Below are 22,365 nucleotides of genomic sequence, written 5' to 3' on the forward strand. Positions count from 1 at the left end.
TATAGTTTGCGTATGTATTTCCCCTTTGAAATCTTTTATACTGAATAGGAAAGAATCGATACGTGTGAGGAAAATAAATGACTTATTCAAAAGAAATTGTGCGAGAATGGTTGGATCAAGTGGCTGAGCGAGCTAAGGAGTACCCTGAGTGGGTGGATGTCTTTGAACGTTGTTATACAGACACTTTGGACAATACAGTTGAAATTTTAGAAGACGGTTCAACCTTTGTGTTAACAGGGGACATTCCAGCTATGTGGTTGCGTGACTCAACGGCTCAATTGAGACCTTATCTTCATGTGGCTAAACGAGATCCTCGTTTACGTCAAACCATTGCTGGTTTGGTCAAGCGTCAGATGACCTTGATTCTAAAGGATCCCTATGCAAACTCCTTCAACATTGAAGAAAACTGGAAGGGCCATCACGAGACCGACCATACCGATTTGAATGGCTGGATTTGGGAGCGCAAGTATGAAGTGGATTCGCTTTGCTATCCCTTGCAACTGGCTTATCTTCTTTGGAAGGAAACTGGTGAGACTAGCCAATTTGATGAGACTTTTGTTACAGCGACCAAGGAAATCCTTCATCTTTGGACAGTAGAACAAGACCACAAGAATTCCCCTTATCGCTTTGTTCGGGATACAGATCGTAAGGAAGACACGCTGGTGAATGACGGTTTTGGGCCAGATTTCGCTGTGACAGGGATGACCTGGTCAGCTTTCCGTCCAAGCGATGACTGCTGTCAGTATAGCTACTTGATTCCGTCAAATATGTTTGCAGTAGTTGTTTTGGGTTATGTCCAAGAAATCTTTGCAGCATTGAATCCAGCTGATAGTGAGAGTATCATTGCAGATGCCAAACGCCTCCAAGCGGAGATTCAAGAAGGGATCGAAAACTACGCCTACACTACTAACAGCAAGGGCGAGAAAATCTATGCCTTTGAGGTAGACGGTCTAGGAAATGCTAGTATCATGGATGACCCTAACGTCCCAAGCTTGTTGGCGGCTCCCTATCTTGGCTACTGTGCGATCGACGATGAGGTCTACCAAGCCACTCGTCGGACGATTTTGAGCCCTGAAAATCCTTACTTCTATGAAGGGAAGTACGCAAGTGGACTCGGGAGTTCTCATACCTTTTATCGCTATATCTGGCCGATTGCTTTATCTATTCAAGGATTGACAACAAATGATAAAGCTGAGAAAAAACATTTGCTGGACCAGTTGGTTGCCTGCGATGGAGGCACGGGTGTCATGCACGAAAGTTTCCATGTAGATGATCCAACCAAATACTCGCGTGAATGGTTCTCGTGGGCCAACATGATGTTCTGCGAGTTGGTCTTGGATTACTTGGATATTCGCTAATGAGCTGCTGCTCGACAGATTCTTGTCAAGAATCACAAATAGATCTTTAAATTTAAGTTAGAATGAGGTTTTACTCATGGAAAATGTTGTTGTACATATCATCTCTCATAGCCACTGGGATCGTGAGTGGTATCTACCTTTTGAAAGCCACCGCATGCAATTGGTGGAACTGTTTGACAATCTGTTTGATCTTTTTGAAAATGATCCGGAGTTCAAAAGTTTCCACTTAGATGGACAAACCATTGTCCTTGACGACTATTTAGAAATTCGCCCTGAAAACCGCGACAAGGTGCAACGTTATATCGACGAGGGCAAGCTCAAGATTGGTCCTTTCTATATCTTGCAGGATGATTACCTGATCTCCAGTGAAGCCAACGTCCGCAATACCTTGATTGGACAGGCTGAATGCGCTAAATGGGGCAAATCCACTCAGATTGGTTACTTCCCAGATACCTTTGGAAATATGGGGCAAGCACCTCAAATTCTTCAAAAATCAGGTATCCACGTAGCAGCCTTTGGTCGTGGAGTCAAACCAATCGGATTTGACAACCAAGTCCTCGAAGATGAGCAGTTTACCTCTCAATTTTCTGAAATGTACTGGCAAGGGGCGGATGGTAGTCGCGTACTCGGTATTCTTTTTGCCAACTGGTACAGTAATGGGAATGAAATTCCAGTGGATAAAGATGAAGCCTTGGCTTTCTGGAAACAAAAATTAGCAGACGTTCGTGATTATGCCTCAACCAACCAATGGTTGATGATGAACGGTTGTGACCATCAACCAGTTCAACGGAACTTGAGTGAGGCTATTCGCGTGGCCAATGAACTCTTCCCTGACGTGACCTTTATTCATAGCTCTTTTGATGAATATGTGCAAGCAGTGGAAAGTGCGCTTCCTGAGCAATTATCTACGGTTACGGGAGAATTGACCAGTCAGGAAACCGATGGTTGGTACACACTGGCAAATACGTCTTCCTCTCGGATTTATCTCAAGCAAGCCTTTCAAGAAAACAGCAACTTGCTAGAGCAAGTGGTGGAACCTTTGACCATCATTACTGGTGGGCACAACCACAAGGATCAATTGACCTATGCCTGGAAGACACTCTTACAAAATGCGCCACACGATAGTATTTGTGGATGTAGCGTAGATGATGTTCACCGTGAAATGGAAGTCCGTTTTGCCAAGGTTAACCAAGTTGGAAACTTTGTCAAGACCAACCTTCTGAACGAATGGAAGGGTAAACTAGCAACTCAAAAAGCCCAGAGTGAGCACCTCTTTACAGTCATCAACACTGGCTTGCATAGCAAGGTGGACACTGTCAGCACGATTGTCGACGTAGCGGTTTGTCCATTTAAGGAATTGCATCCGACAGAGGGCTTCAAGAAAATGGCCGCTTTGACCTTGCCAGACTACCACGTAGAAGATTTAGATGGGCATCTTGTAGAAGCAGAGATTGAAGACTTGGGGGCAAGCTTTGGCTATACCCTGCCTAAGGATAAATTCCGTCAACCTTATATCGCGCGTCAAGTGCGCGTGACGGTTCCGGTTCACCTAGCGCCTCTTTCTTGGACCACCTTCCAGCTCTTGGAAGGCAAAGCACCTCATCATGATGGCCTTTTCCAAAATGGGGCGATCGATACGCCATTTGTAACTCTTAGTATCGATGATGGCTTGACCCTCTATGATAAAACGACCAATGAGGCTTATGAGGATTTCCTTCGTTTTGAAGATCGTGGTGATATCGGAAATGAATATATCTACTTCCAACCAAAAGGAACAGAGCCGATCTATGCGGAGTTAACAGCTTATGAGGTCTTGGAAAACAATGCTCGCTATGCCAAAATCTTGCTCAAGCATGACTTGACCATCCCGGTCAGCGCGGATGAACAATTGGATGCGGAGCAAAGAGGCATTATCGAGTTTATGAACCGCAAGGCAAGTCGCTCAGAAGAGGTGACAACTATCCCTCTTGAAACGGAGATGACCATTTTTGTAGATGATCCGCAAATTCGCTTCAAGACGCGCTTTACCAATACAGCCAAGGATCACCGCATCCGTCTCTTGGTCAAGACTCACAATACACGTCCAAGCAACGATTCTGAAAGTATCTATGAAGTTGTAACACGGCCAAATAAACCGGCTGCTTCTTGGGAAAATCCTGAAAATCCCCAACACCAACAAGCCTTTGTCAGCTTGTATGATGATGTCAAGGGGGTAACAGTAGCCAATAAAGGTTTACATGAATATGAAATTTTAGGGGATGATACCATTGCCGTGACCATTCTTCGGGCTTCTGGAGAACTTGGTGACTGGGGCTATTTCCCAACACCAGAAGCACAATGTTTGCGGGACTTTGAGGTTGAATATGCAGTGGAATGCCATCAAGCTCAGGGCCGCTTCTCCGCTTATCGCCGGGCTAAAGCCTTGCAGACACCAATGACCAGCCTTCAAGTTGAAAAACAAGAAGGAAGTGTAGCAGCAACAGGTAGTCTCTTCAACCATCCAGCACTGAACTTGCCACAAGTTTGTCCAACAGCCTTTAAGGTAGCAGAAAATGAAGAAGGTTACATCCTTCGCTATTACAATATGAGCCAAGAAAATGTGCGCGTGTCAGAAGGACAACAAACGGTTGTCGATCTTCTGGAACAACCGTATCCGGTCCATACAGGTTTATTGGCACCGCAAGAAATCCGGACAGAATGGATTAAAAAAGAAGAAGTATAGCTGGTTGCAGCTGAAGAAACAGTAAAAGGAAAGGAGGAGCGAAAAAGTAAGAACCGACTGCTGACTCGCTCCTTTTTACAGGTAAAAGCAATGACCATTGCAACGATTGATATCGGAGGGACTGGGATTAAGTTTGCTAGTCTCACTCCTGATGGAAAGATTTTAGATAAGGCCAGCACCCCAACTCCAGAAACTCTAGAAGATTTGTTGGCTTGGTTGGACCAGCGATTGTCAGAACGTGACTACCGTGGGATTGCCATGAGTGTCCCAGGAGCCGTTCATCAAGAAACCGGGGTGATTGAGGGGATCAGTGCCATTCCTTATATCCATGGTTTTTCTTGGTATGAGGCGCTTGCTCATCATAAGCTCCCTGTCCATTTAGAAAATGATGCCAACTGTGTTGGACTGAGTGAATTGCTGGCGCATCCTGAGATTGAAAATGCAGCCTGTGTCGTGATTGGTACAGGGATCGGTGGAGCCATGATTATCAATGGCAAGCTTCACCGTGGACGTCATGGTTTGGGCGGTGAGTTTGGCTACATGACAACCATCGAACCAGCAGAAAAGCTCAACAACTGGTCACAACTAGCATCAACAGGAAACATGGTTCGCTACGTCATTGAAAAATCTGGTCAGTCTGACTGGGATGGCCGCAAGGTGTACCAAGAGGCGGCAGCAGGCAATACCCTTTGCAAGGAAGCCATTGAACGCATGAATCGTAATCTTGCTCAAGGATTGCTCAATATCCAGTACCTGATTGATCCAGATGTGATTAGCCTAGGTGGCTCGATCAGTCAGAATCCAGATTTTATCAAAGGTGTTCAAAAAGCGGTGGATGCCTTTGTGGACAGATATGAAGAATATACAATTGCTCCAGTGATTCAAGCTTGCACCTATCAGGCAGATGCCAATCTCTACGGTGCCCTTGTGAACTGGTTACAGGAGGAAAACCAATGGTAAGTTTTACCGGAATCAGCAGTAAACAAGTGCAAGCTTTAGAGTTGCTCCAAAATCACTTTTCTCTACCAGATGTAGAGGTGGCGGTCGCTCAGTCTGACCATGCTTCCATCTCTATCAAGGGGGAGAAGGGGCAGTATCAATTGACCTACCGTAAACCTCATCAACTCTACCGTGCCTTATCTGTGCTCGCAACAGCTTTAGCAGAAGGGGACAAGGTAGAGATTGAAGAGCAGGCTGCCTATGAAGATTTAGCCTATATGGCGGACTGTTCGCGTAATGCCGTGCTCAATGTCGCATCTGCCAAGCAGATGATTGAGGTCTTAGCTCTCATGGGTTATTCAACTTTTGAGCTCTACATGGAAGACACCTATCAGATTGAAGGGCAACCTTATTTTGGTTATTTCCGTGGAGCTTATTCAGCTGAAGAGTTACAGGAAATTGAAGATTACACCCAACAGTTTGACATGACTTTTGTCCCATGCATCCAAACCTTGGCTCACTTATCAGCCTTTGTCAAATGGGGTGTCAAGGAAGTGCAGCAACTTCGTGATGTAGAAGACATTCTCCTCATCGGTGAAGAAAAAGTCTATGACCTGATTGACGGTATGTTTGCGACGTTATCTAAACTACAAACTCGCAAGGTCAACATCGGAATGGATGAAGCCCACTTGGTTGGTTTGGGACGCTACCTCATCTTGAATGGTATTGTGGATCGGAGTCTTCTCATGTGCCAACACTTGGAGCGCGTGCTGGATATTGCAGACAAATACGGTTTCCACTGCCAGATGTGGAGTGATATGTTCTTCAAGCTTATGTCAGCAGATGGTCAGTACGATCGTGAGGTAGAAATTCCAGAAGAAACGCGTGTTTACCTAGATCGTCTCAAAGACCGTGTCACCTTGGTTTACTGGGATTATTACCAGGATAGCGAAGAAAAATACAACCGAAACTTCCGGAACCACCACAAGATTAGCCAGGATATCGCCTTTGCAGGTGGTGCTTGGAAGTGGATTGGTTTTACGCCCCACAACCATTTCAGCCGTCTCATTGCAGTCGAAGCCAATAAAGCCTGCCGTGCCAATCAGATCAAAGAAGTCATTGTGACAGGTTGGGGGGATAATGGTGGTGAAACAGCTCAATTCTCTATCCTGCCTAGCTTGCAAATCTGGGCGGAGCTCAGCTACCGCAATGATTTAGAGCGTTTGTCAGCTCACTTTAAGGCCAATACAGGTCTATCCGTTGAGGACTTTATGCAGCTGGATCTGGCCAATCTCTTACCTGATCTACCAGACAATCTCAGTGGGATTAATCCTAACCGCTACGTATTTTATCAGGATGTTCTCTGTCCAATCCTTGACAAGCACATGACTCCTGAGCAGGACAAACCACACTTTGCCCAAGCAGCTGAGACTCTTACTGCTATCAAAGAAAAAGCAGGTATCTACGCCTATCTCTTTGAGACCCAGGCTCAGTTGAATGCTATTTTAAGTAGCAAGGTGGATGTAGGACGACGCATCCGTGAGGCCTATCACGCAGATGATAAAGAAAGCTTGCAACAAATTGCTAGAGAAGAATTGCCAAAACTCAGAAGCAAGATTGAAACCTTCCATAGCCTCTTTAGCCACCAATGGCTGAAAGAGAACAAGGTCTTTGGCTTGGATACCGTAGATATCCGTATGGGTGGCCTCTTGCAGCGCATCAAGCGAGCAGAAAGTCGGATTGAAAACTACCTAGCAGGCGAAATCTCTCGTATCAATGAACTAGAAGTAGAGATCTTGCCATTCAACGATTTCTACGGGGATCAGGACTTCGCAGCCACAACGGCTAACCAGTGGCATACCATTGCGACTGCTTCAACCATTTATACAACGTAAAAAATGCCGGGTTGAATGACAGAAGTCTCAGCCACGGTCGATAGGAGTAGAAGAGGAGCTGTGTTTACGACCACCCTTTTCTACTCTTTTTTAAAGCTATGTCATAAATTTGTAGAATTTTTTCTATAATTTGGAGTTTGAAAATATAAAAGGGCTATCTTATAATAGGTAATGTAAACGCTACCAAAGCAAAAACACGCTCAAGGCTCAAAGGGGGGAGTTAAATGAAAAAGTTTGTGAGGACTCTGAGAGAAAATTTCATTTTTCTTTTAATGGTCTTACCTGGTGCAGCGTGGTTAATCTTATTCTTCTATATTCCGGTTTTTGGGAATATCGTAGCATTTAAGGACTATCATATTACGGGAGAAGGCTTCATCGACAGTGTCATGAAGAGTAAGTGGGTTGGCTTTGACAACTTCAAGTTCCTCTTTAGTTCCAAAGATGCCTACATTATTACAAGAAACACGGTATTGTACAACTTAGGATTCATCTTCTTAGGATTGATTGTTTCCGTTGGGATCGCCATCATCTTTAGTGAGTTGAGATCAAAAAGAGTGGTCAAGGTGCTTCAAACCTCCATGCTCTTCCCATACTTCCTATCATGGGTTATCATCAGCTTCTTCACCGATGCCTTCCTTAACGTGGACAAAGGATTGGTCAACCACATCTTAGCTTCATTTGGTATGAAAGCCATCAATTTCTATTCGGAATTGTGGATCTGGCCAGCGCTTCTCCTCTTCTTAGGAATCTGGAAAGGCTTTGGTTATAGCAGTGTCATGTACTATGCAACCATCATGGGAATCGATCCAACCTTCTATGAAGCAGCGACCGTGGATGGTGCGTCTAAGTGGCAACGCATTCGCAACATCACCATTCCTCAGTTGTCTTTCTTGATTACGGTTTTGACCATTCTTGCAGTCGGAAATATCTTCCGCGCAGACTTCGGTCTTTTCTACCAAATCCCGCATAATGCTGGAGCGCTCTATAGTGTGACCAACGTTATTGATGTTTATGTCTACAACGGTTTGACCAAGTCAGGGGATATCGGGATGACAGCAGCAGCCGGTCTTTACCAATCAGTTGTCGGTCTGGTTCTTGTGTTAATCTCAAATATCATTGCCCGTCGCATTGATAAGAATGCCGCTCTCTTCTAGAAAGGAGGATCGTATGAAAAAATCAACCATTCAAAAAGAAAAAATTGATAATGTCGGGATCCATTCTTTCAGTAAGAAGAGCAACTTCTTCTTTACCTTGTTGTTGACCTTGGTCGGCTTGACCTGTGTGCTTCCCTTCATCTTCGTTGTCATGATCTCCTTGACAGACGAACAAAGTTTGGCAGTTCATGGCTTCCAATTCTGGCCAGCAAAATTTGGATTTGATGGTTACCTCTTCTTAGTACAATTCAAAGACAAAATCTTGCAAGCCCTCTTCATTACCTTGTTTGTGACCATTGTGGGAACAGCATGTAATGTCTTTATCACCACAACTTATGCTTACGCAATCTCACGGAGTACCTTTAAATACCGCAAGTTCTTTACCGTATTTTCACTCCTTAGTATGCTCTTTAGTGCAGGGTTGGTTCCAAGCTACATTGTCACCACTCAACTCTTGCAGTTAGGTGATACCATCGGGGCTTTGATTATCCCAATGTTGCTCAGTCCATTTAACATCATCTTGATGCGGACCTTCTTTAAACGGACCATTCCAGAAGCCATCCTTGAATCCGCTCGGATCGATGGGGCAAGTGAAACACGGATCTTCTTCCAAATCTGCTTGCCATTGTCTCTACCAGGGATTGCGACCATCAGTTTGTTCACTGCTTTAGGATTCTGGAACGACTGGTTCAACGCCCTCCTCTATATTAAGAGTGACAACCTTTACCCATTGCAATACCTCTTGATGCAAATCCAAAACAATATGGATTACATCGCTAAAAACGTCGGGGTATCCGGCCAATTGGCAGGAGCTGTACAATCCATCCCACGGGAAACAGGACGTATGGCCATGGTGGTTGTGGCAACAGTGCCAATCGCCATTCTCTATCCATTCTTCCAACGCTACTTTGTAAAAGGCTTGACCATCGGTGGTGTGAAAGAATAACATCGTTCATTGAAAATCAGCAAGATTTTCAACTCATAACTTAGTCTAAAAAGAAAATAACATAAAGGAGATTTTTCTTATGAAAAATTGGAAAAAATACGCGTTAGCATCTGCTAGTGTCATTGCTCTTGGAGCTACTCTTGCTGCTTGTGGAAACCTTACAGGGAACAACAAGAAGTCAGCAACAACTGAAGACGGGAAACCAGTCATCAAGATGTACCAAATCGGTGACAAACCAGATAACTTGGATGTTCTTCTTAAAAATGCCAACAAGATCATTGAAAAGAAAGTTGGCGCAAAATTGGATATCCAATATCTTGGTTGGGGTGACTACGCACAAAAAATGAACGTTATCATCTCATCTGGTGAAAACTATGATATTGCCTTTGCTAATAACTATGTCATCAACGCTCAAAAAGGTGCCTATGCTGACTTGACAGAATTGTACAAGAAAGAAGGGAAAGACCTTTACAAAGCACTTGACCCAGCTTACATCAAAGGGAACACTGTAAATGGCAAGATCTATGCTGTTCCAGTAGCAGCTAACGTTGCATCTTCTCAAAACTTTGCCTTCAACGGACCACTTCTTGAAAAATATGGTATCGATGTTTCAAACGTGAAAGACTATGCTTCTCTTGAACCAGTCTTGAAAGCCATTAAAGAAAAAGATCCAAACGTTGTTCCATTTGCAATGAACAAGAGCTACGGTGGACCTTCAGATGACTTCGACTATGTGGCTGTTGATGGACTCCCATTCGTTGTTGACTTGAAAGGTGACACTACGAAGATCGTTGACCGTTACACCATTCCTCGTTATGTAGAAAACTTGAAGACTCTTCACAAATACTACGAAGCAGGATACATTCCAAAAGACGTAGCAACTAGCGACACTGGTTATGATCTTTCTCAAGATACATGGTTGGTTCGTGAAGAAACAGTAGGACCAGCTGACTACGGTAACAGCTTGCTTACTCGTGTAGCAAACCGTAAGATCGAAATCAAACCATTTACTGAACTGTACAAGAAGAACAATACCACTCAAGTAGCTAACTTTGTTATCTCAAACAACTCTAAGAACAAAGAAAAAGCCATGGAAGTGTTGAACCTCTTGAACACTGATCCAGAACTCTTGAACGGCCTTGTTTATGGACCAGAAGGCAAGAACTGGGAAAAAGTTGCCGGCAAAGAAAACCGTGTCAAAGTCTTGGATGGCTACAACGGAAACACTCACATGTCTGGATGGAACACTGGTAACAACTGGATTCTTTACATCAACGAAAACGTAACAGATGAACAAATTGCACAATCTAAGAAAGACTTGGAAACTGCAAAAGAATCTCCAGCACTTGGCTTCATCTTTAACACAGACAAAGTGAAATCAGAAATCACTGCTCTTACAAATACTTTGAACCAATTCGCAGGTGCTATCAATACTGGTACTGTGGATCCTGAAGTAGAAGTTCCTAAGATGCTTGAAAAATTGAAATCAGAAGGTGCTTACCAAAAAGTGCTTGACGAAATGCAAAAACAATACGACGAATTCCTTGCTTCTAAAAAATAAGAGCAGGTAGTGCGAAAAGGCTTTGGAGGGATCTCCAGAGTCTTTTTGTGTCTTTATGAAAATGAGTCCTGTAAATGAAAATCAATATTTCAATTTACCAATGCAAATAGGGGAAAGCGTTTTATTTTTATGGTATAATAGAATGACTAATTTGAAAAGAGGCTGAATGATGGGAAAAATCATCGAGTTCATTTTTACGAGAGTCTATGTTGCCATGCTGGTAACAGGGATTTTTTGGGTCTTGACGATCTGTGGGGGTGTTCTGCTAGGAGTAGGACCGGCTAGTGCCACTATTATGAGCCTCTATGCGGAAAATGGCATGACCTACAAGGACTATAATTGGTCACGCGCTTGGGAACTCTTCAAAGAAAATCTACGCCCAGCCAATCAAGTCTTTTACACTTTCTTTGCCATTGAAGGGGTTCTTCTCTATGGCATGTACCTCATGATCCAGATTCCTCACTTGAATTTCTTCCAAATTTTGGTTCTCTTGTTTAATCTGGTTTTCCTCTTGGTTGCGCCTCTAGCTTACGCCGTTTATTTGAAATTGCAAGTTCATTTCGATCTCTCTTATGCCAATAGTATCAAGCTCAGTTTGATCGGAATGTTGCTGGATATTCGTCCGGTTCTCAAGCTCATCCTTGGGACAGCGCTACTTGGCGTCATTAGCTACTATATGCCAGCCCTTCTCTTTTTCGTCTTGATCGGTGTATGGCATTTCTTTGTCAATGATATCTTTGACCCTGTTTATCAAAACATCCACGAAAAATTGGTATCCTAACGATGAAAAAAATCTGGTTAAGTACGCTTTTAAAATTCTACGCCTATGTCATGGTGGTCATTTTGACCATTATGGGCCTGGTTGTTGCGGGGATCTCTTGGAAAAACCAGCAAGCCGAAGCTGACCGGATCGCCCAACGGGTCTTGACCGAAGTGGTGACGGATCTTGAGACCTCTTATCAACGGGTCACACAAGAAGGTCGTAGCCTCGTTGAAAACCCTGCAAAATTAGAAGGAGTTTATCGTTATTTTACCTTGTCACCATCGGAGTATGAGACTTGGCGATTGAATGCCCAGTTCCCTTCTTATATCCAATTGTCCCTACATAAGAATATTGACAGTCTCTATTTGAGCAATAAAAACATCGAGGGTATCGATGTCACCTTGTCGGATTACAAGACAGTATTTGTCTCTACCCGGCAATCGAAGGGGGGTAAGCAAGTTTCCGCGGACCATTACAAGGCTCCTGCGACAGCCATTCCGGTTCCTTTGACAGATCCGACTACGGGTGCTGGAGTTGGGATTGCTTATATGACTCTGGACCAGGAAATTTTGACGGCAGCGATTGACAATGCTAGAGGAGATCTACCGGTTGCTGTGCGGATCTTCACGCCCTTTGGGAAAGAAATGTACCATGAAGGGGATAAGGAGCAAGCAAAAGATGTTAAATGGCAAACCCGTAGCACGATCTATGGCTACAAGGTGGATGTAGTCGTTTCTGAAAGTTATTTGGTCAAGAAGGGTCTAGCTAACCTGACCACTTTTCTCTCCATTGCTTTCCTGATTTTCTTGATCCTGTACTTGTTATTACGGCAGATTTTCAAAAATTACCGGCGTCAAGTCCTCGACTTGGTCGATACCATGAATCAGATCAGTCAAGGCGATAGTGAACGTCGAATTGATACTTCGACGAAGGACCAAGAACTTTTGGTCATTGGTAATATGATCAATACCATGTTAGACAATATGGACAAGAACATTCGGGATATCTACCAGCTGCAGCTCAGCCAAAAGGATGCCAATATGCGGGCCCTACAAGCTCAGATCAATCCCCACTTCATGTACAATACACTGGAATTTATCCGGATGTATGCCGTCATGCAAGAGCAAGAAGAGTTGGGCGATATTATCTATGAGTTTAGTAGTCTCTTACGCAATAATATCTCAGATGAGCGAGTGGCGACAGTTGAAAATGAGCTCGAATTTTGTCGCAAATACAGCTACCTCTGTATGGTGCGTTATCCAAAATCGATTGCCTATGGCTTTAAGATCGATCCAGGTTTGGAAAAGATGAAGATTCCCAAATTCACCATCCAGCCTTTGGTCGAGAACTATTTTGCCCATGGGGTGGACCACAAACGCAAGGACAATGTGATCAGTGTCAAAGTCTTGCAAGGAGAAGGGCAAGTCATGATCCTGGTTAGTGATAATGGGCGCGGGATGGAAGAAGAACAGCTAGAAAAAATTCAAGAGATACTAGCCAATCGCAATCCACGCTCAGAAATCGAAGAAAAGAGTGGGCGGCAGTCCATCGGAATTGTCAATGTCCATGAACGCATGCTACTCTATTTTGGAGATCGCTACCATATCCAAGTCTTCTCCCAACCTCACCATGGAGTGACCTATACTATTACCATTCAAGATGAATAAAGGAGACAGAATGTACAAAGTCTTATTAGTAGACGATGAGTATATGATTACAGAAGGGTTAAAAAAATTAATCCCCTTTGACCACTGGAATATGGAAGTGGTCGCAACTGCAGAAGATGCAGACCAGGCCCTTGATTATGTGCGAGAGCATCCGGTGGATGTAGTGATCACGGATGTCAATATGCCTGGAAAGACTGGACTTCAGATGATTGCAGAGATGAAGGATTTGATTCCAGATGCTGCTTTTATCATTATGTCAGGCTATCAGGATTTTGAATATGTCAAAACAGCCCTCAATTTGCGCGTGGCAGACTACCTGCTCAAACCTGTCAATAAGGTGGAGATGGGTAATATCCTAGAAAAAATTCAGCACCAAATCCAGCAACCAAGCCAAGAGTTGGCCAACCGCTTGATTCACGATGACATCTCTGAGGAAGAGTTTTGTCGGTATATCGCAGGACGAAACTCACTGTGGATTGGGGTTTCTAAGGAGAAAAAAGGCTTTATCAGCTCGTCTTACCAAGTTCTCGGGCAAAATCTTCAACTCTTTATCTCAGATCAAGAAGAAGAAGCCATGATTGAGAAGGCCTTTGAGCCTCCTTATAAGGAGCACTTTCGCCAATTTAAAGACCTAGTGGAGCGGAGTCTCTTTTATGGGGCGACCCCTCTCAATCAAGATGGAGAGGTCTTCCATTACTACGAACCGGCCTACCGGGTGATCATGCAAGGAAATATCCAACAGATCTTAGAAGAACTGGATTGGTTGGAAAAAATGATTCTTGAGAAGACACCCAAGGTTTCGTTAACCAAGCAGCTCTTTATCCAATTTTTGATGGATGTCTTTCATTTGTTTGAATACCTGCAAGGAGATGATTTGGCCGATGTGGTCAAGAAAGTCCAAGAAGCTGCTACCTTTAGCGAGATGATTAGCTTCATCCAGGAAGAGTTGTCTCGTTTCTTATCCCACTATCGGATGAACGAAAATGTAGCGAGTGTCCTCCAAGTGATTAGTCGTGATTACCAAAAAGAGCTGTCGCTCAAGGACATCAGTCAGGCTCTCTTTATCAATCCAGTCTATTTAGGCCAATTGATTAAACGAGAAACCAATGCAACGTTCGCAGAACTCCTCAACAAACAGCGGATTAAGGCTGCCCAGTAGCTCCTCTTATCGACCAATGACAGTATTGAAGATATCTGCTATAAAGTCGGTTACAGCAATGTGGGCTATTTCTACAAGGTTTTCCGTAAACTCTGTGGAAAATCGCCTAAAACCTATCGCTTACAAGTCATGACAGAGCATGCAGAAGATGAGTAAAAGGCTGAGACGATTTGTCTCAGCCTTTTTACTTTTCATTTTACGTTCTTTGTATCTTGATTTTTCCAACCAGCAGCTCCGCTTCAATGGTGATTTCTGTGAGTTGGTTCCAGTCGATTTTCTCTTGATCTACGTGAAATAGAAGAGGGGTCATAGCGAGGAGCGCTTGGCGTTCTTCAGGAGTTAAACTCTTGGTGAGGCTGACCGTTTCGGATGAGAGAATCTGGCAGTGGTCTTCAAAGTGCTCCAAAATTTCCTGGTTGGAGTAGGATTGCTTGGTCAATTGATCTTGGACCAACTGACGAATTTCTTTCAGATGAGAAGAGGTTGGGACGACCTTAATAATCACCCCTTCAGCCTTTAAGACACGCTCAAATTCAGCGTAATTAGCCGGGGAGAAGATGTCCAAAATGACCTCCATACTCTTGGATTGAATGGGTAAATGAGCCAAGTCTCCTACAAACCAATTGACCTTCCAGCTAGCGTCACTCTTGGCAGCTAGTTGCACAGATTCCTTGGAAAGATCAAAGGCATAGAAAGTAGCCTTGGGATAGGCTTCTTGTAGTTTTCGGGAGTAATAGCCTTCTCCGCAACCGATATCTAGAATTCTGGCATCACTGGTCGGGATTTTTTGTCCGATCGCTGTTAGAATCGGCTCATAAAAACCTGCTTCCAAGATTAGCTGGCGATTCTGGAAATTTTCTTTGTCATAGTCCTTCGATTGCTTGATCTGGGGAGCCAGGTTGACATAACCAAATTTCGCCAAATCAAAAGAATGGCACTTGGGACATTTAAAACTGGTCCCCACAAGTTCTAGGTCCAGTTGACAGATGGGACAGGCAAAAGCAGTGGCTGTTTGAAATCGTTGTAATTTTGGTTTGATCGGTGTATTCATATTAGTAGTGTAACAAAAGAGCCTCTAGATAGCAACCGATGTTTTAATGGGACTAAGTCACACTTTTTTAACGAATCTACGCGGTATTGAATGGAACTTGAGTCTCTTTATTTAATTTCCTCATTTTAATCTCTTCTATCTCGCCACTCATCTCTTCATTTTGACCACTTATCCCCAAAAGCCGTTTTTTAAATGGCTTTTTTGTTAGACTGGTTCTATCAAAAGGAGAGAGAACATGATATTACAAGCTAAAAACATCAGTAAACGATATGGAAATCATTTAGCCGTAAACAATATTCATTTACAGTTTGAAAAGGGAACCTTTAATGCGATTCTAGGACCAAATGGGGCGGGGAAATCAACAACGATTTCCATGTTGATTGGTTTGAAACAACCAACGCAAGGTGAAATCATCTATGAACCAGGTACTAAAATTGGTGTGGTCTTCCAGACTAGTGTCTTAGATGAGATGCTAACGGTTAGGGAAAATCTGACCATTCGTGCCAGACAGTACAAAGATCTAAAACCAAATCGTGTGTCTGATCTTATTGATCGGCTAGGCCTATCAGCTTTCCAAAAGCAGAAATATGGGACTCTTTCAGGTGGCCAAAAGCGTCGGGTTGACATTGCGCGTGCTCTGCTCTCACAACCAGATATTCTTTTCTTAGACGAACCAACGACAGGTTTGGATATCCAAACCCGGAAGTCTATTTGGGATTTGCTCTATCAATTGCAGAAAGAAGAGGGAATGACTGTTGTTTTGACCACGCATTATCTTGACGAGGCAGATGAAGCTGATCAAATTTATATTGTAGACCATGGGGAAGTGATTGCTCAGGGATCAGCACTAGATATTAAGAGCCAGTATGCAAAAAATATCTTGAAGATCCGTTTCAAGGAGAGACAGCAGATAGAAAGTCTCAAATCTTCGGGAATGTCAGTAGAGCAACAAAGTCAATTGGAGTATATTTTTCAACCCAAGAGTGAAAGGGAAGCCATTGATTACCTGGCGCAAGTTAGAGACAATCTAGCCCATTTTGAGTTTCGTCCAGGGACCATGGATGATGCCTTTATTGCACTTACAGGAAGGGAGGTCCGCTAATGCTAGCCTTACTAAAGCGAAATTTTTTATTGTATTTTAGGAATCGTTCAGGAGTTTTCTTCTCCCTGTTGGGAGCCTTGATTTCCTTTGTTCTCTATATTATTTTTCTTCAAAAAAATCTAACAGATGCTTGGGCTCAGCTCCCCAATAGTGGTCCTGTGTTAAATAATTGGTTAATGAGTGGGACGCTGGCTGTGACAGGGATTACGACAAGTCTGGCTGCCCTGACTCAGTTAGTAAAGGATCGTGAACATCAAGTAGATCAGGATCTTTATTTATCGGATCAAGGAAAGTGGCGGTTACCATTTTCGTATCTAACGAGCGCAATCATCATCTCTTTTTTCATGCAGGCCCTTATGTATGTGCTGATGTGTGGCTATTTTAGAGAAGTTCCAACCCTTTCTCTATTACCTGAGGTACTCCTCATCATGCTGCTTAGTAGCCTGCTTTCTAGTTTAGTGAATGCCATTTTTGTTTATTTTTTCCAATCTGTAGACAGTTTGGGGAAGTTTGCGACCATAGTGGGTACAGCTTCTGGTTTTTTGGTAGGGACTTATGTACCTTTAGGTGTTCTACCTGATTTTGCACAACTACTAATGAAATGTACTCCAGCAACTTATATTGCTGCACTTTATCGACAAGTACTCATGAAAGAAGCAGTTAGCGAAACCTTTAAGGGGCGAGATGATCTTCTTCGAGAATTTCAAGAAAAAATGGGCGTTCAGCTCAAATGGCAAGCGTTATTGACAAAGGAACAAACATACCTTATAGTGTTAGGTGGTATTCTTCTAGCTTTGGGGATTTGGGTTTCCTTAGCAAAAAGATCGAATAAAAGAAAGTAAGTGAGAATTGGAGTAGGAATGAAGATTCGTTTTGAGAAAAAACAGGATATCCCAGAAAACGACCCCTGTGTGGTCATTCAAGCCAAGCAATTATCCGATCAAGCACGAGAGGTGATGGACTATCTCGAACAATTTTCGACAGTGAATCAAGTAGTGATCCCTATCAAAACAGATGATCATTTGATCATGGTGAAAATTGATGACATTATTCTAGCCGAGATTGATAAGAATCAGCTAACCATTTATACGACAGACAAAACGTTTACCGTCAGAGATACTTTGACAAATTTTCAACATCGGATTAATCGTCGTAATTTTTTACAGATATCCCGCCACGCGGTGATGAATATCGACCATTTGGAATCGCTATCGGATAGTTTTTCAGGCAATATGATGGCTAAACTGACACGCGGAGTGAAATCAAGTGTCAGTCGGAAATATGTCAAATCCTTGATGGATTTTTTAGGGGTATAGGAGAAAGTGATGAAACGATTTATAGCTTATTTTGTATCTGGTATGAGGACAGGTTCCTTCTTTTATTTATGTTTGGTGTTATTATCCCATGTCTATCCCAACATCGTCTATCCCGCTGTAAATGTCCGCAACATCCTGGCGATCTTTTTGATGAGTGGGACAATGGGGGTCTTGACGTTCATTCTTGAGGAAGAAGAGTTTTTGACCTATAGTTTGCGTGTGGTCCTGCATTTAGTTGTGACAGCTGCCATCTTAGCATTAACCTACTTGTTTTTTGGCTGGGGGACAGCCTTACGGAGCCCGATTCCTTGGTTGATCTTTCTAGCCATTTACGGCCTGATCTGGCTTTACCAGATTTGGCAACTCCATAAAAAAACTCAACGAATCAACCAAGCGTTGTTGCATCGCAGAAAAGGGAAATAGTCCCAGAAAAAAGTGTATAAGAAAACCACGAAGTTCATACCAAACTTCGTGGTTTTACTTTCTTAATATGTCAAAACAAAGTATTTTTTCTTACCGCGACGGATAACGGTCAATTCATTTTCTAATTTATAGCTATCGCTTAAGACATAGTCAAGGTCTTGGATGCGTTCGCCGTTGACGTAGATAGCTCCGTTTTGAACATCTTCGCGGGCTTGGCGTTTAGAATTTACCACCCCAGCTGTGACCAAGAGTTCAACAATGTTGAGGTTGTCTTCTGCTTGGACCTGGTAGTTTGGCACACCACGAAGGCCTTGTTTGAGTTCTTTGACAGAAAGGTTTTTGATGTTTCCTGCAAAGAGTTGTTCTGTGATGTTGAGGGCTTCCTTGTAGGCTTCTTCACCGTGGACAAGGGTGACCACTTCACGCGCCAAGATCTTTTGAGCCAAGCGTTCATGAGGAGCAGCTTCAAACTGTTTACGGATCTCTTCAATCTCATCAAGTGACAAGAATGTGAAGATCTTCAAGAAGCGCACAGCATCTGCATCCATCACATTCATCCAGAATTGGTACATTTCGTATGGAGATGTTTTGTCTGCATTGAGCCAAACCGCATTGCCTTCTGATTTACCAAATTTCTTACCAGTTGCATCTGTGATCAAAGGCACAGTCATAACATGACCGGTTTTATCTGCTTTACGACGCATTAACTCAGTACCGGCTGTCATGTTTCCCCATTGGTCAGATCCACCGATTTGAAGGGTTACATTGTGTTCTTGGTTGAGGACGTAGAAGTCATAGCCTTGCATAATTTGGTAGGCAAACTCTGTGTAAGAAATCCCTGTCTCAATCCGTTTTTTAACAGATTCTTTACTCATCATAGCATTGACCGTAAAGTATTTTCCGACATCACGAAGAAAGTCAATAAAGCTAATGCTTCCGAACCAATCGTAGTTGTTGACCATTTCGGCTTTATTGTCACCATTTTCAAAATCGAGGAAACGAGACAATTGCCCTTGAATGGAGCGAACCCATTCTTGTACAGTTTCTTTTGTTTGGAGACTACGTTCAGCATCTTTGAAGGACGGATCACCAATGAGACCAGTCGCACCGCCAACGAGCGCATAAGGTTTGTGGCCTGCTAGTTGAAGACGACGACTCGTCAAGATGGCAACCAAGTGACCAAGATGAAGGCTGTCAGCAGTTGGATCATAACCAGTATAATAAGAAACCTGACCTTCTTCCAGTGCTTTGCGTAAGGCTTCTTCATCCGTCGTTTGAAATACCAAACCACGCTCTTTTAGCTCATCAAAAATGTGCATATGTCTTTTCTCCTTTATAAGATTATTCATTTCTCTATTCTACCATAAACCACGGAAATGGCAATGCTTTCCATCATTTTCTTGTCCTTACCCAAGAAGAATGAGTGACAATTTTTATGATATTGTAATTGAAAATAAAGTGCCTAATCTGCTATAATATAGGGAACAAGGAGAAAGAATCAGTGAATCAATTAAAAGAGAAGTTGCAAGAATTTTGGAAGAAGGTTCAAAAATTCTTTGAAAATATGTATACAGAAACTCCGAATAAGGAAAAAAATGAGGAAAGTAACTGGTCTGTCGGTGATGTTTTTGCGACCTTTTTGAGAACCCTCAAACTCTTGTGGGATGTGATGATCGCCCTGTTCGTTTGCCTCTTTTTATTTGGCGCAGGGATCGGGATTGGTTATGCAGCGAGCCTCTTTAGCAATGTTAAGGTTCCAAAGACAGAAGAATTGGTCCAGCAGGTTCGCAATGTCAGCAGTGTTTCAAAACTAACCTATTCCGATAAGAGCTTGATTGCAGAAGTAGACAGTGATCTGATCCGCACGCCGGTAGCTGGAGATGCCATTTCTGATAATGTCAAAAAGGCTGTGATCGCTACTGAGGATGAGAATTTTGAAAGCCACAAGGGGGTTGTGCCCAAGGCTGTTCTTCGGGCGACGCTTGGATCTGTAGCCGGTGTGGGTTCCTCTAGTGGGGGATCAACCCTGACCCAGCAGTTGATCAAACAGCAAGTCGTGGGAGATGCTCCAACCTTTACTCGTAAGGCGACAGAGATTGTCGATGCCTTGGCTTTAGAGCGGGGGATGGATAAAAATGAAATCCTAACTACCTACTTAAACGTCTCGCCTTTTGGACGAAACAATCGGGGACAAAATATTGCAGGTGTGGAAGCCGCAGCTCAGGGGATTTTTGGCGTCTCTGCGAAAGACTTGTCCGTTCCACAAGCGGCCTTTATCGCTGGCTTGCCACAAAGTCCGATTGTCTACTCCCCTTATGCTGCTGATGGTAGCCTAAAGAGCAAGGAAAACCTAGAGTTAGGTTTGGCGCGTGCTAAAGATGTCTTGTTCAACATGTACCGGACGGGAGTCTTGTCGGAAAAAGACTATGAAACCTATGCTCAGTACGACTTAACCAAAGACTTCATCGATCCAGATGGTATCGAGAAAACACCGCATGACTACCTCTACTTCCAAGCCATGGCAGAAGCTAAAGAGGCCATGTATGACTACTTGATCAAGCGAGACAATGTAACCAAGCAAGACCTAAAAAACAATGAAACCGTCAAGGCTTATCAAGAATTAGCTGAGAGTGAGTTGCGCGAGGGTGGCTACACCATCCAAACCACTATAAACAAACCAGTTCACAATGCGATGCAGGCCGCAGTAGCGAATTTTGGAAGCGTCTTGGATGATGGAACGGGACTTGTAGAAGTTGGGAATGTCCTTATGGACAACCGAACAGGTGCCGTTTTAGGCTTTATCGGCGGACGTAATTTTGATGGTAACCAAAACAACCATGCCTTTGATACAGAGCGTTCACCAGGATCTACTATTAAGCCACTGTTGGCTTATGGGATTGCGATCGACCAAGGCTTGATGGGAAGCAATAGCATCCTTTCTAACTACCCAACTAATTTCTCAAGTGGTGAGCCAATCATGCACGTGGATAGCCGAGGGACAGCGATGATGGATCTCCGTGAGGCCCTCAATACCTCGTGGAATATTCCAGCTTACTGGACTTACCGAACTCTTCGCGAAAAGGGTGTCGATGTCCCATCCTACATGAAGAAAATGGGCTATGATATTCCTGAATATGGCATTGAGAGTCTGCCGATGGGCGGAGGAATTGAGGTCACCGTTGCCCAACATACCAATGGTTTCCAAACCATTGCTAACAATGGGGACTACCTCAAACGCTACATGGTAGAGCAAATTATTGATCGAGATGGAGATGTGGTTTACAAGCACGAGGCAGATCCTGTTCGTGTCTACTCTCCAGCAACGGCAACGATTATGCAGGATCTCTTGCGAGGGGTTATTACGTCGGGTGCTACAACGACCTTTAAGTCACGGATTAGCCAAATCAATCCAACACTGGCGGGTGCTGACTGGATTGGAAAAACCGGTACGACCAACTCAAATGGGGATATGTGGTTGATGTTATCCACACCAAATGTTTCTTTAGGAGGTTGGATCGGCCATGACAACAATGCTTCCATGCAGACCTTGACCGGCTACAACAACAATGCTCAATACATGGCGCAGTTGGCGAATGCGATCTACCAAGCAGATCCAAGTCTCTTTGGGATTCAGGATAAATTCACTCTCGATAAGAGTGTGATCCGTTCTGAAGTGCTCAAAGCGACTGGTGAAAGACCAGGTCGCGTCAATGTCAATGGCCGGGATATCGATGTGAGCGGTCAAATGGTGACGAGCCTTTGGGCTAAAAACGGAGCTCCAACTACTCAATATCGTTTTGCAATCGGAGGATCGGATAGCGATTATCAAAGTGCTTGCGATGCTGGGCAATACCAGTGGGAATCAGTCGAATAATAAGAACAATTCAACAACAAATAGTTCATCAAACAATAGCTCAAATCGAAATAGCTCAAATCGAAACAGCTCAAATCGTGACAATCGGCGCTAGTATTATCTGGTAGAAAACCTAGTGAAAGTCTTGATTTTTGAAGGAAAAAACGATATAATAGTGACAACTAATTTGTCGTGTGCTTTATTTGAAATATTGTCCAAATAAGAGCTTACAGCAGTTAAATCTTACTTGAATAAGTCGATTTAGCTGCTCTTTTTGTGCCTATTTTTTAAGAAACTTGTAGTTTGTTACACAAATTTAATTTTTCTAAAAATTGCAAAAAGCGACGAATGAGATGAAGAGACAACTCTTCACGTGATGCAAATCACACAATTGTAGTTAAAACCGGATAGGTGGTAGGAGTGATGCTACCAAGCTATCCTAGTATGGAAAAAGGA

At 43.4% G+C, this 22,365-nt stretch carries 15 protein-coding genes and 2 pseudogenes; 15 read left to right on the plus strand and 2 right to left on the minus strand.

The features are described 5' to 3' along the window. The first annotated feature begins 77 nt into the window (after positions 1 to 77). From AB4X21_RS01010 to AB4X21_RS01055, 10 genes and pseudogenes are all read left to right on the plus strand, one after another. A complete protein-coding gene (locus AB4X21_RS01010) occupies positions 78 to 1,358 on the plus strand; it encodes a glycoside hydrolase family 125 protein (protein WP_155172845.1) in 1,281 nt (426 codons plus the stop codon). 76 nt (positions 1,359 to 1,434) lie between these two features. Further along, positions 1,435 to 4,080 (plus strand): alpha-mannosidase, encoded by a 2,646-nt coding sequence (locus tag AB4X21_RS01015; protein ID WP_369088012.1) that lies wholly within the window; start codon positions 1,435 to 1,437, stop codon positions 4,078 to 4,080. Positions 4,081 to 4,170: 90 nt separating this feature from the next. Next, the gene (locus AB4X21_RS01020; RefSeq protein ID WP_155172850.1) at positions 4,171 to 5,040 is read left to right on the plus strand and encodes an ROK family protein; all 870 of its coding nucleotides are present in this window, start codon (positions 4,171 to 4,173) and stop codon (positions 5,038 to 5,040) included. Beyond that, positions 5,034 to 6,914, plus strand: coding sequence for a beta-N-acetylhexosaminidase (locus tag AB4X21_RS01025; RefSeq protein ID WP_369088013.1), 1,881 nt, complete (start codon positions 5,034 to 5,036; stop codon positions 6,912 to 6,914). Before AB4X21_RS01020 ends, AB4X21_RS01025 begins: the two co-directional genes overlap by 7 nt. A gap of 224 nt (positions 6,915 to 7,138) precedes the next feature. Continuing rightward, on the plus strand, positions 7,139 to 8,068 hold the full coding sequence (locus AB4X21_RS01030) for an ABC transporter permease (protein WP_369088014.1): 930 nt from the start codon (positions 7,139 to 7,141) through the stop codon (positions 8,066 to 8,068). A gap of 13 nt (positions 8,069 to 8,081) precedes the next feature. Then, on the plus strand, positions 8,082 to 9,014 hold the full coding sequence (locus AB4X21_RS01035) for a carbohydrate ABC transporter permease (RefSeq protein WP_003004100.1): 933 nt from the start codon (positions 8,082 to 8,084) through the stop codon (positions 9,012 to 9,014). 79 nt (positions 9,015 to 9,093) lie between these two features. After that, complete coding sequence (locus AB4X21_RS01040) at positions 9,094 to 10,575, plus strand: ABC transporter substrate-binding protein (protein ID WP_155127095.1); 1,482 nt, start codon at positions 9,094 to 9,096, stop codon at positions 10,573 to 10,575. 169 nt (positions 10,576 to 10,744) lie between these two features. Continuing rightward, positions 10,745 to 11,356, plus strand: a complete 612-nt coding sequence (locus tag AB4X21_RS01045; protein WP_369088353.1) for a YesL family protein — start codon at positions 10,745 to 10,747, stop codon at positions 11,354 to 11,356. Between the two features lie 2 nt (positions 11,357 to 11,358). Next, positions 11,359 to 13,005: a sensor histidine kinase gene (locus AB4X21_RS01050; RefSeq protein WP_369088015.1), complete on the plus strand. Its 1,647-nt coding sequence runs from the start codon at positions 11,359 to 11,361 to the stop codon at positions 13,003 to 13,005. A 10-nt stretch (positions 13,006 to 13,015) separates the two neighbouring features. Further along, positions 13,016 to 14,320 (plus strand): annotated as a pseudogene (locus AB4X21_RS01055) (response regulator). Between the two features lie 40 nt (positions 14,321 to 14,360). On the opposite strand, the gene AB4X21_RS01060 reads toward AB4X21_RS01055, so the two are convergent. Further along, entirely contained in the window at positions 14,361 to 15,215 is an 855-nt protein-coding gene (locus AB4X21_RS01060) for a methyltransferase domain-containing protein (RefSeq protein ID WP_369088016.1), read from the minus strand. A gap of 235 nt (positions 15,216 to 15,450) precedes the next feature. Here AB4X21_RS01060 and AB4X21_RS01065 point away from each other — a divergent pair, with 235 nt between their 5' ends. From AB4X21_RS01065 to AB4X21_RS01080, 4 genes are read left to right on the plus strand one after another with little or no spacing between them, the layout of a single operon-like run. Further along, positions 15,451 to 16,317 (plus strand): ATP-binding cassette domain-containing protein, encoded by an 867-nt coding sequence (locus AB4X21_RS01065; protein ID WP_369088017.1) that lies wholly within the window; start codon positions 15,451 to 15,453, stop codon positions 16,315 to 16,317. Next, entirely contained in the window at positions 16,317 to 17,159 is an 843-nt protein-coding gene (locus AB4X21_RS01070) for an ABC transporter permease (RefSeq protein ID WP_369088018.1), read from the plus strand. Before AB4X21_RS01065 ends, AB4X21_RS01070 begins: the two co-directional genes overlap by 1 nt. Before the next feature lie 18 nt (positions 17,160 to 17,177). After that, complete coding sequence (locus tag AB4X21_RS01075; RefSeq protein ID WP_369088019.1) at positions 17,178 to 17,633, plus strand: LytTR family DNA-binding domain-containing protein; 456 nt, start codon at positions 17,178 to 17,180, stop codon at positions 17,631 to 17,633. Positions 17,634 to 17,642: 9 nt separating this feature from the next. Beyond that, a complete protein-coding gene (locus tag AB4X21_RS01080) occupies positions 17,643 to 18,056 on the plus strand; it encodes a DUF3021 domain-containing protein (protein ID WP_369088020.1) in 414 nt (137 codons plus the stop codon). A gap of 62 nt (positions 18,057 to 18,118) precedes the next feature. Here AB4X21_RS01080 and tyrS read toward each other — a convergent pair whose 3' ends face one another. After that, the gene (gene tyrS / locus AB4X21_RS01085; RefSeq protein WP_369088021.1) at positions 18,119 to 19,375 is read right to left on the minus strand and encodes a tyrosine--tRNA ligase; all 1,257 of its coding nucleotides are present in this window, start codon (positions 19,373 to 19,375) and stop codon (positions 18,119 to 18,121) included. 182 nt (positions 19,376 to 19,557) lie between these two features. Here tyrS and pbp1b point away from each other — a divergent pair. After that, positions 19,558 to 22,024 (plus strand): annotated as a pseudogene (gene pbp1b, locus AB4X21_RS01090) (penicillin-binding protein PBP1B). Positions 22,025 to 22,365 lie beyond the last annotated feature (341 nt).

Origin of the sequence: Streptococcus sp. CP1998 (genome assembly GCF_041026655.1) — a bacterium.
Classification (GTDB): domain Bacteria; phylum Bacillota; class Bacilli; order Lactobacillales; family Streptococcaceae; genus Streptococcus; species Streptococcus dentalis.

Bases quoted from the DNA above. Each gene is read 5' to 3' on its own strand.
- AB4X21_RS01010 (WP_155172845.1), top strand. From the start codon at position 78: ATGACTTATTCAAAAGAAATTGTGCGAGAATGGTTGGATCAAGTGGCT.
- AB4X21_RS01015 (WP_369088012.1), top strand. From the start codon at position 1,435: ATGGAAAATGTTGTTGTACATATCATCTCTCATAGCCACTGGGATCGT.
- AB4X21_RS01020 (WP_155172850.1), top strand. From the start codon at position 4,171: ATGACCATTGCAACGATTGATATCGGAGGGACTGGGATTAAGTTTGCT.
- AB4X21_RS01025 (WP_369088013.1), top strand. From the start codon at position 5,034: ATGGTAAGTTTTACCGGAATCAGCAGTAAACAAGTGCAAGCTTTAGAG.
- AB4X21_RS01030 (WP_369088014.1), top strand. From the start codon at position 7,139: ATGAAAAAGTTTGTGAGGACTCTGAGAGAAAATTTCATTTTTCTTTTA.
- AB4X21_RS01035 (WP_003004100.1), top strand. From the start codon at position 8,082: ATGAAAAAATCAACCATTCAAAAAGAAAAAATTGATAATGTCGGGATC.
- AB4X21_RS01040 (WP_155127095.1), top strand. From the start codon at position 9,094: ATGAAAAATTGGAAAAAATACGCGTTAGCATCTGCTAGTGTCATTGCT.
- AB4X21_RS01045 (WP_369088353.1), top strand. From the start codon at position 10,745: ATGGGAAAAATCATCGAGTTCATTTTTACGAGAGTCTATGTTGCCATG.
- AB4X21_RS01050 (WP_369088015.1), top strand. From the start codon at position 11,359: ATGAAAAAAATCTGGTTAAGTACGCTTTTAAAATTCTACGCCTATGTC.
- AB4X21_RS01060 (WP_369088016.1), bottom strand. From the start codon at position 15,215: ATGAATACACCGATCAAACCAAAATTACAACGATTTCAAACAGCCACT.
- AB4X21_RS01065 (WP_369088017.1), top strand. From the start codon at position 15,451: ATGATATTACAAGCTAAAAACATCAGTAAACGATATGGAAATCATTTA.
- AB4X21_RS01070 (WP_369088018.1), top strand. From the start codon at position 16,317: ATGCTAGCCTTACTAAAGCGAAATTTTTTATTGTATTTTAGGAATCGT.
- AB4X21_RS01075 (WP_369088019.1), top strand. From the start codon at position 17,178: ATGAAGATTCGTTTTGAGAAAAAACAGGATATCCCAGAAAACGACCCC.
- AB4X21_RS01080 (WP_369088020.1), top strand. From the start codon at position 17,643: ATGAAACGATTTATAGCTTATTTTGTATCTGGTATGAGGACAGGTTCC.
- tyrS (WP_369088021.1), bottom strand. From the start codon at position 19,375: ATGCACATTTTTGATGAGCTAAAAGAGCGTGGTTTGGTATTTCAAACG.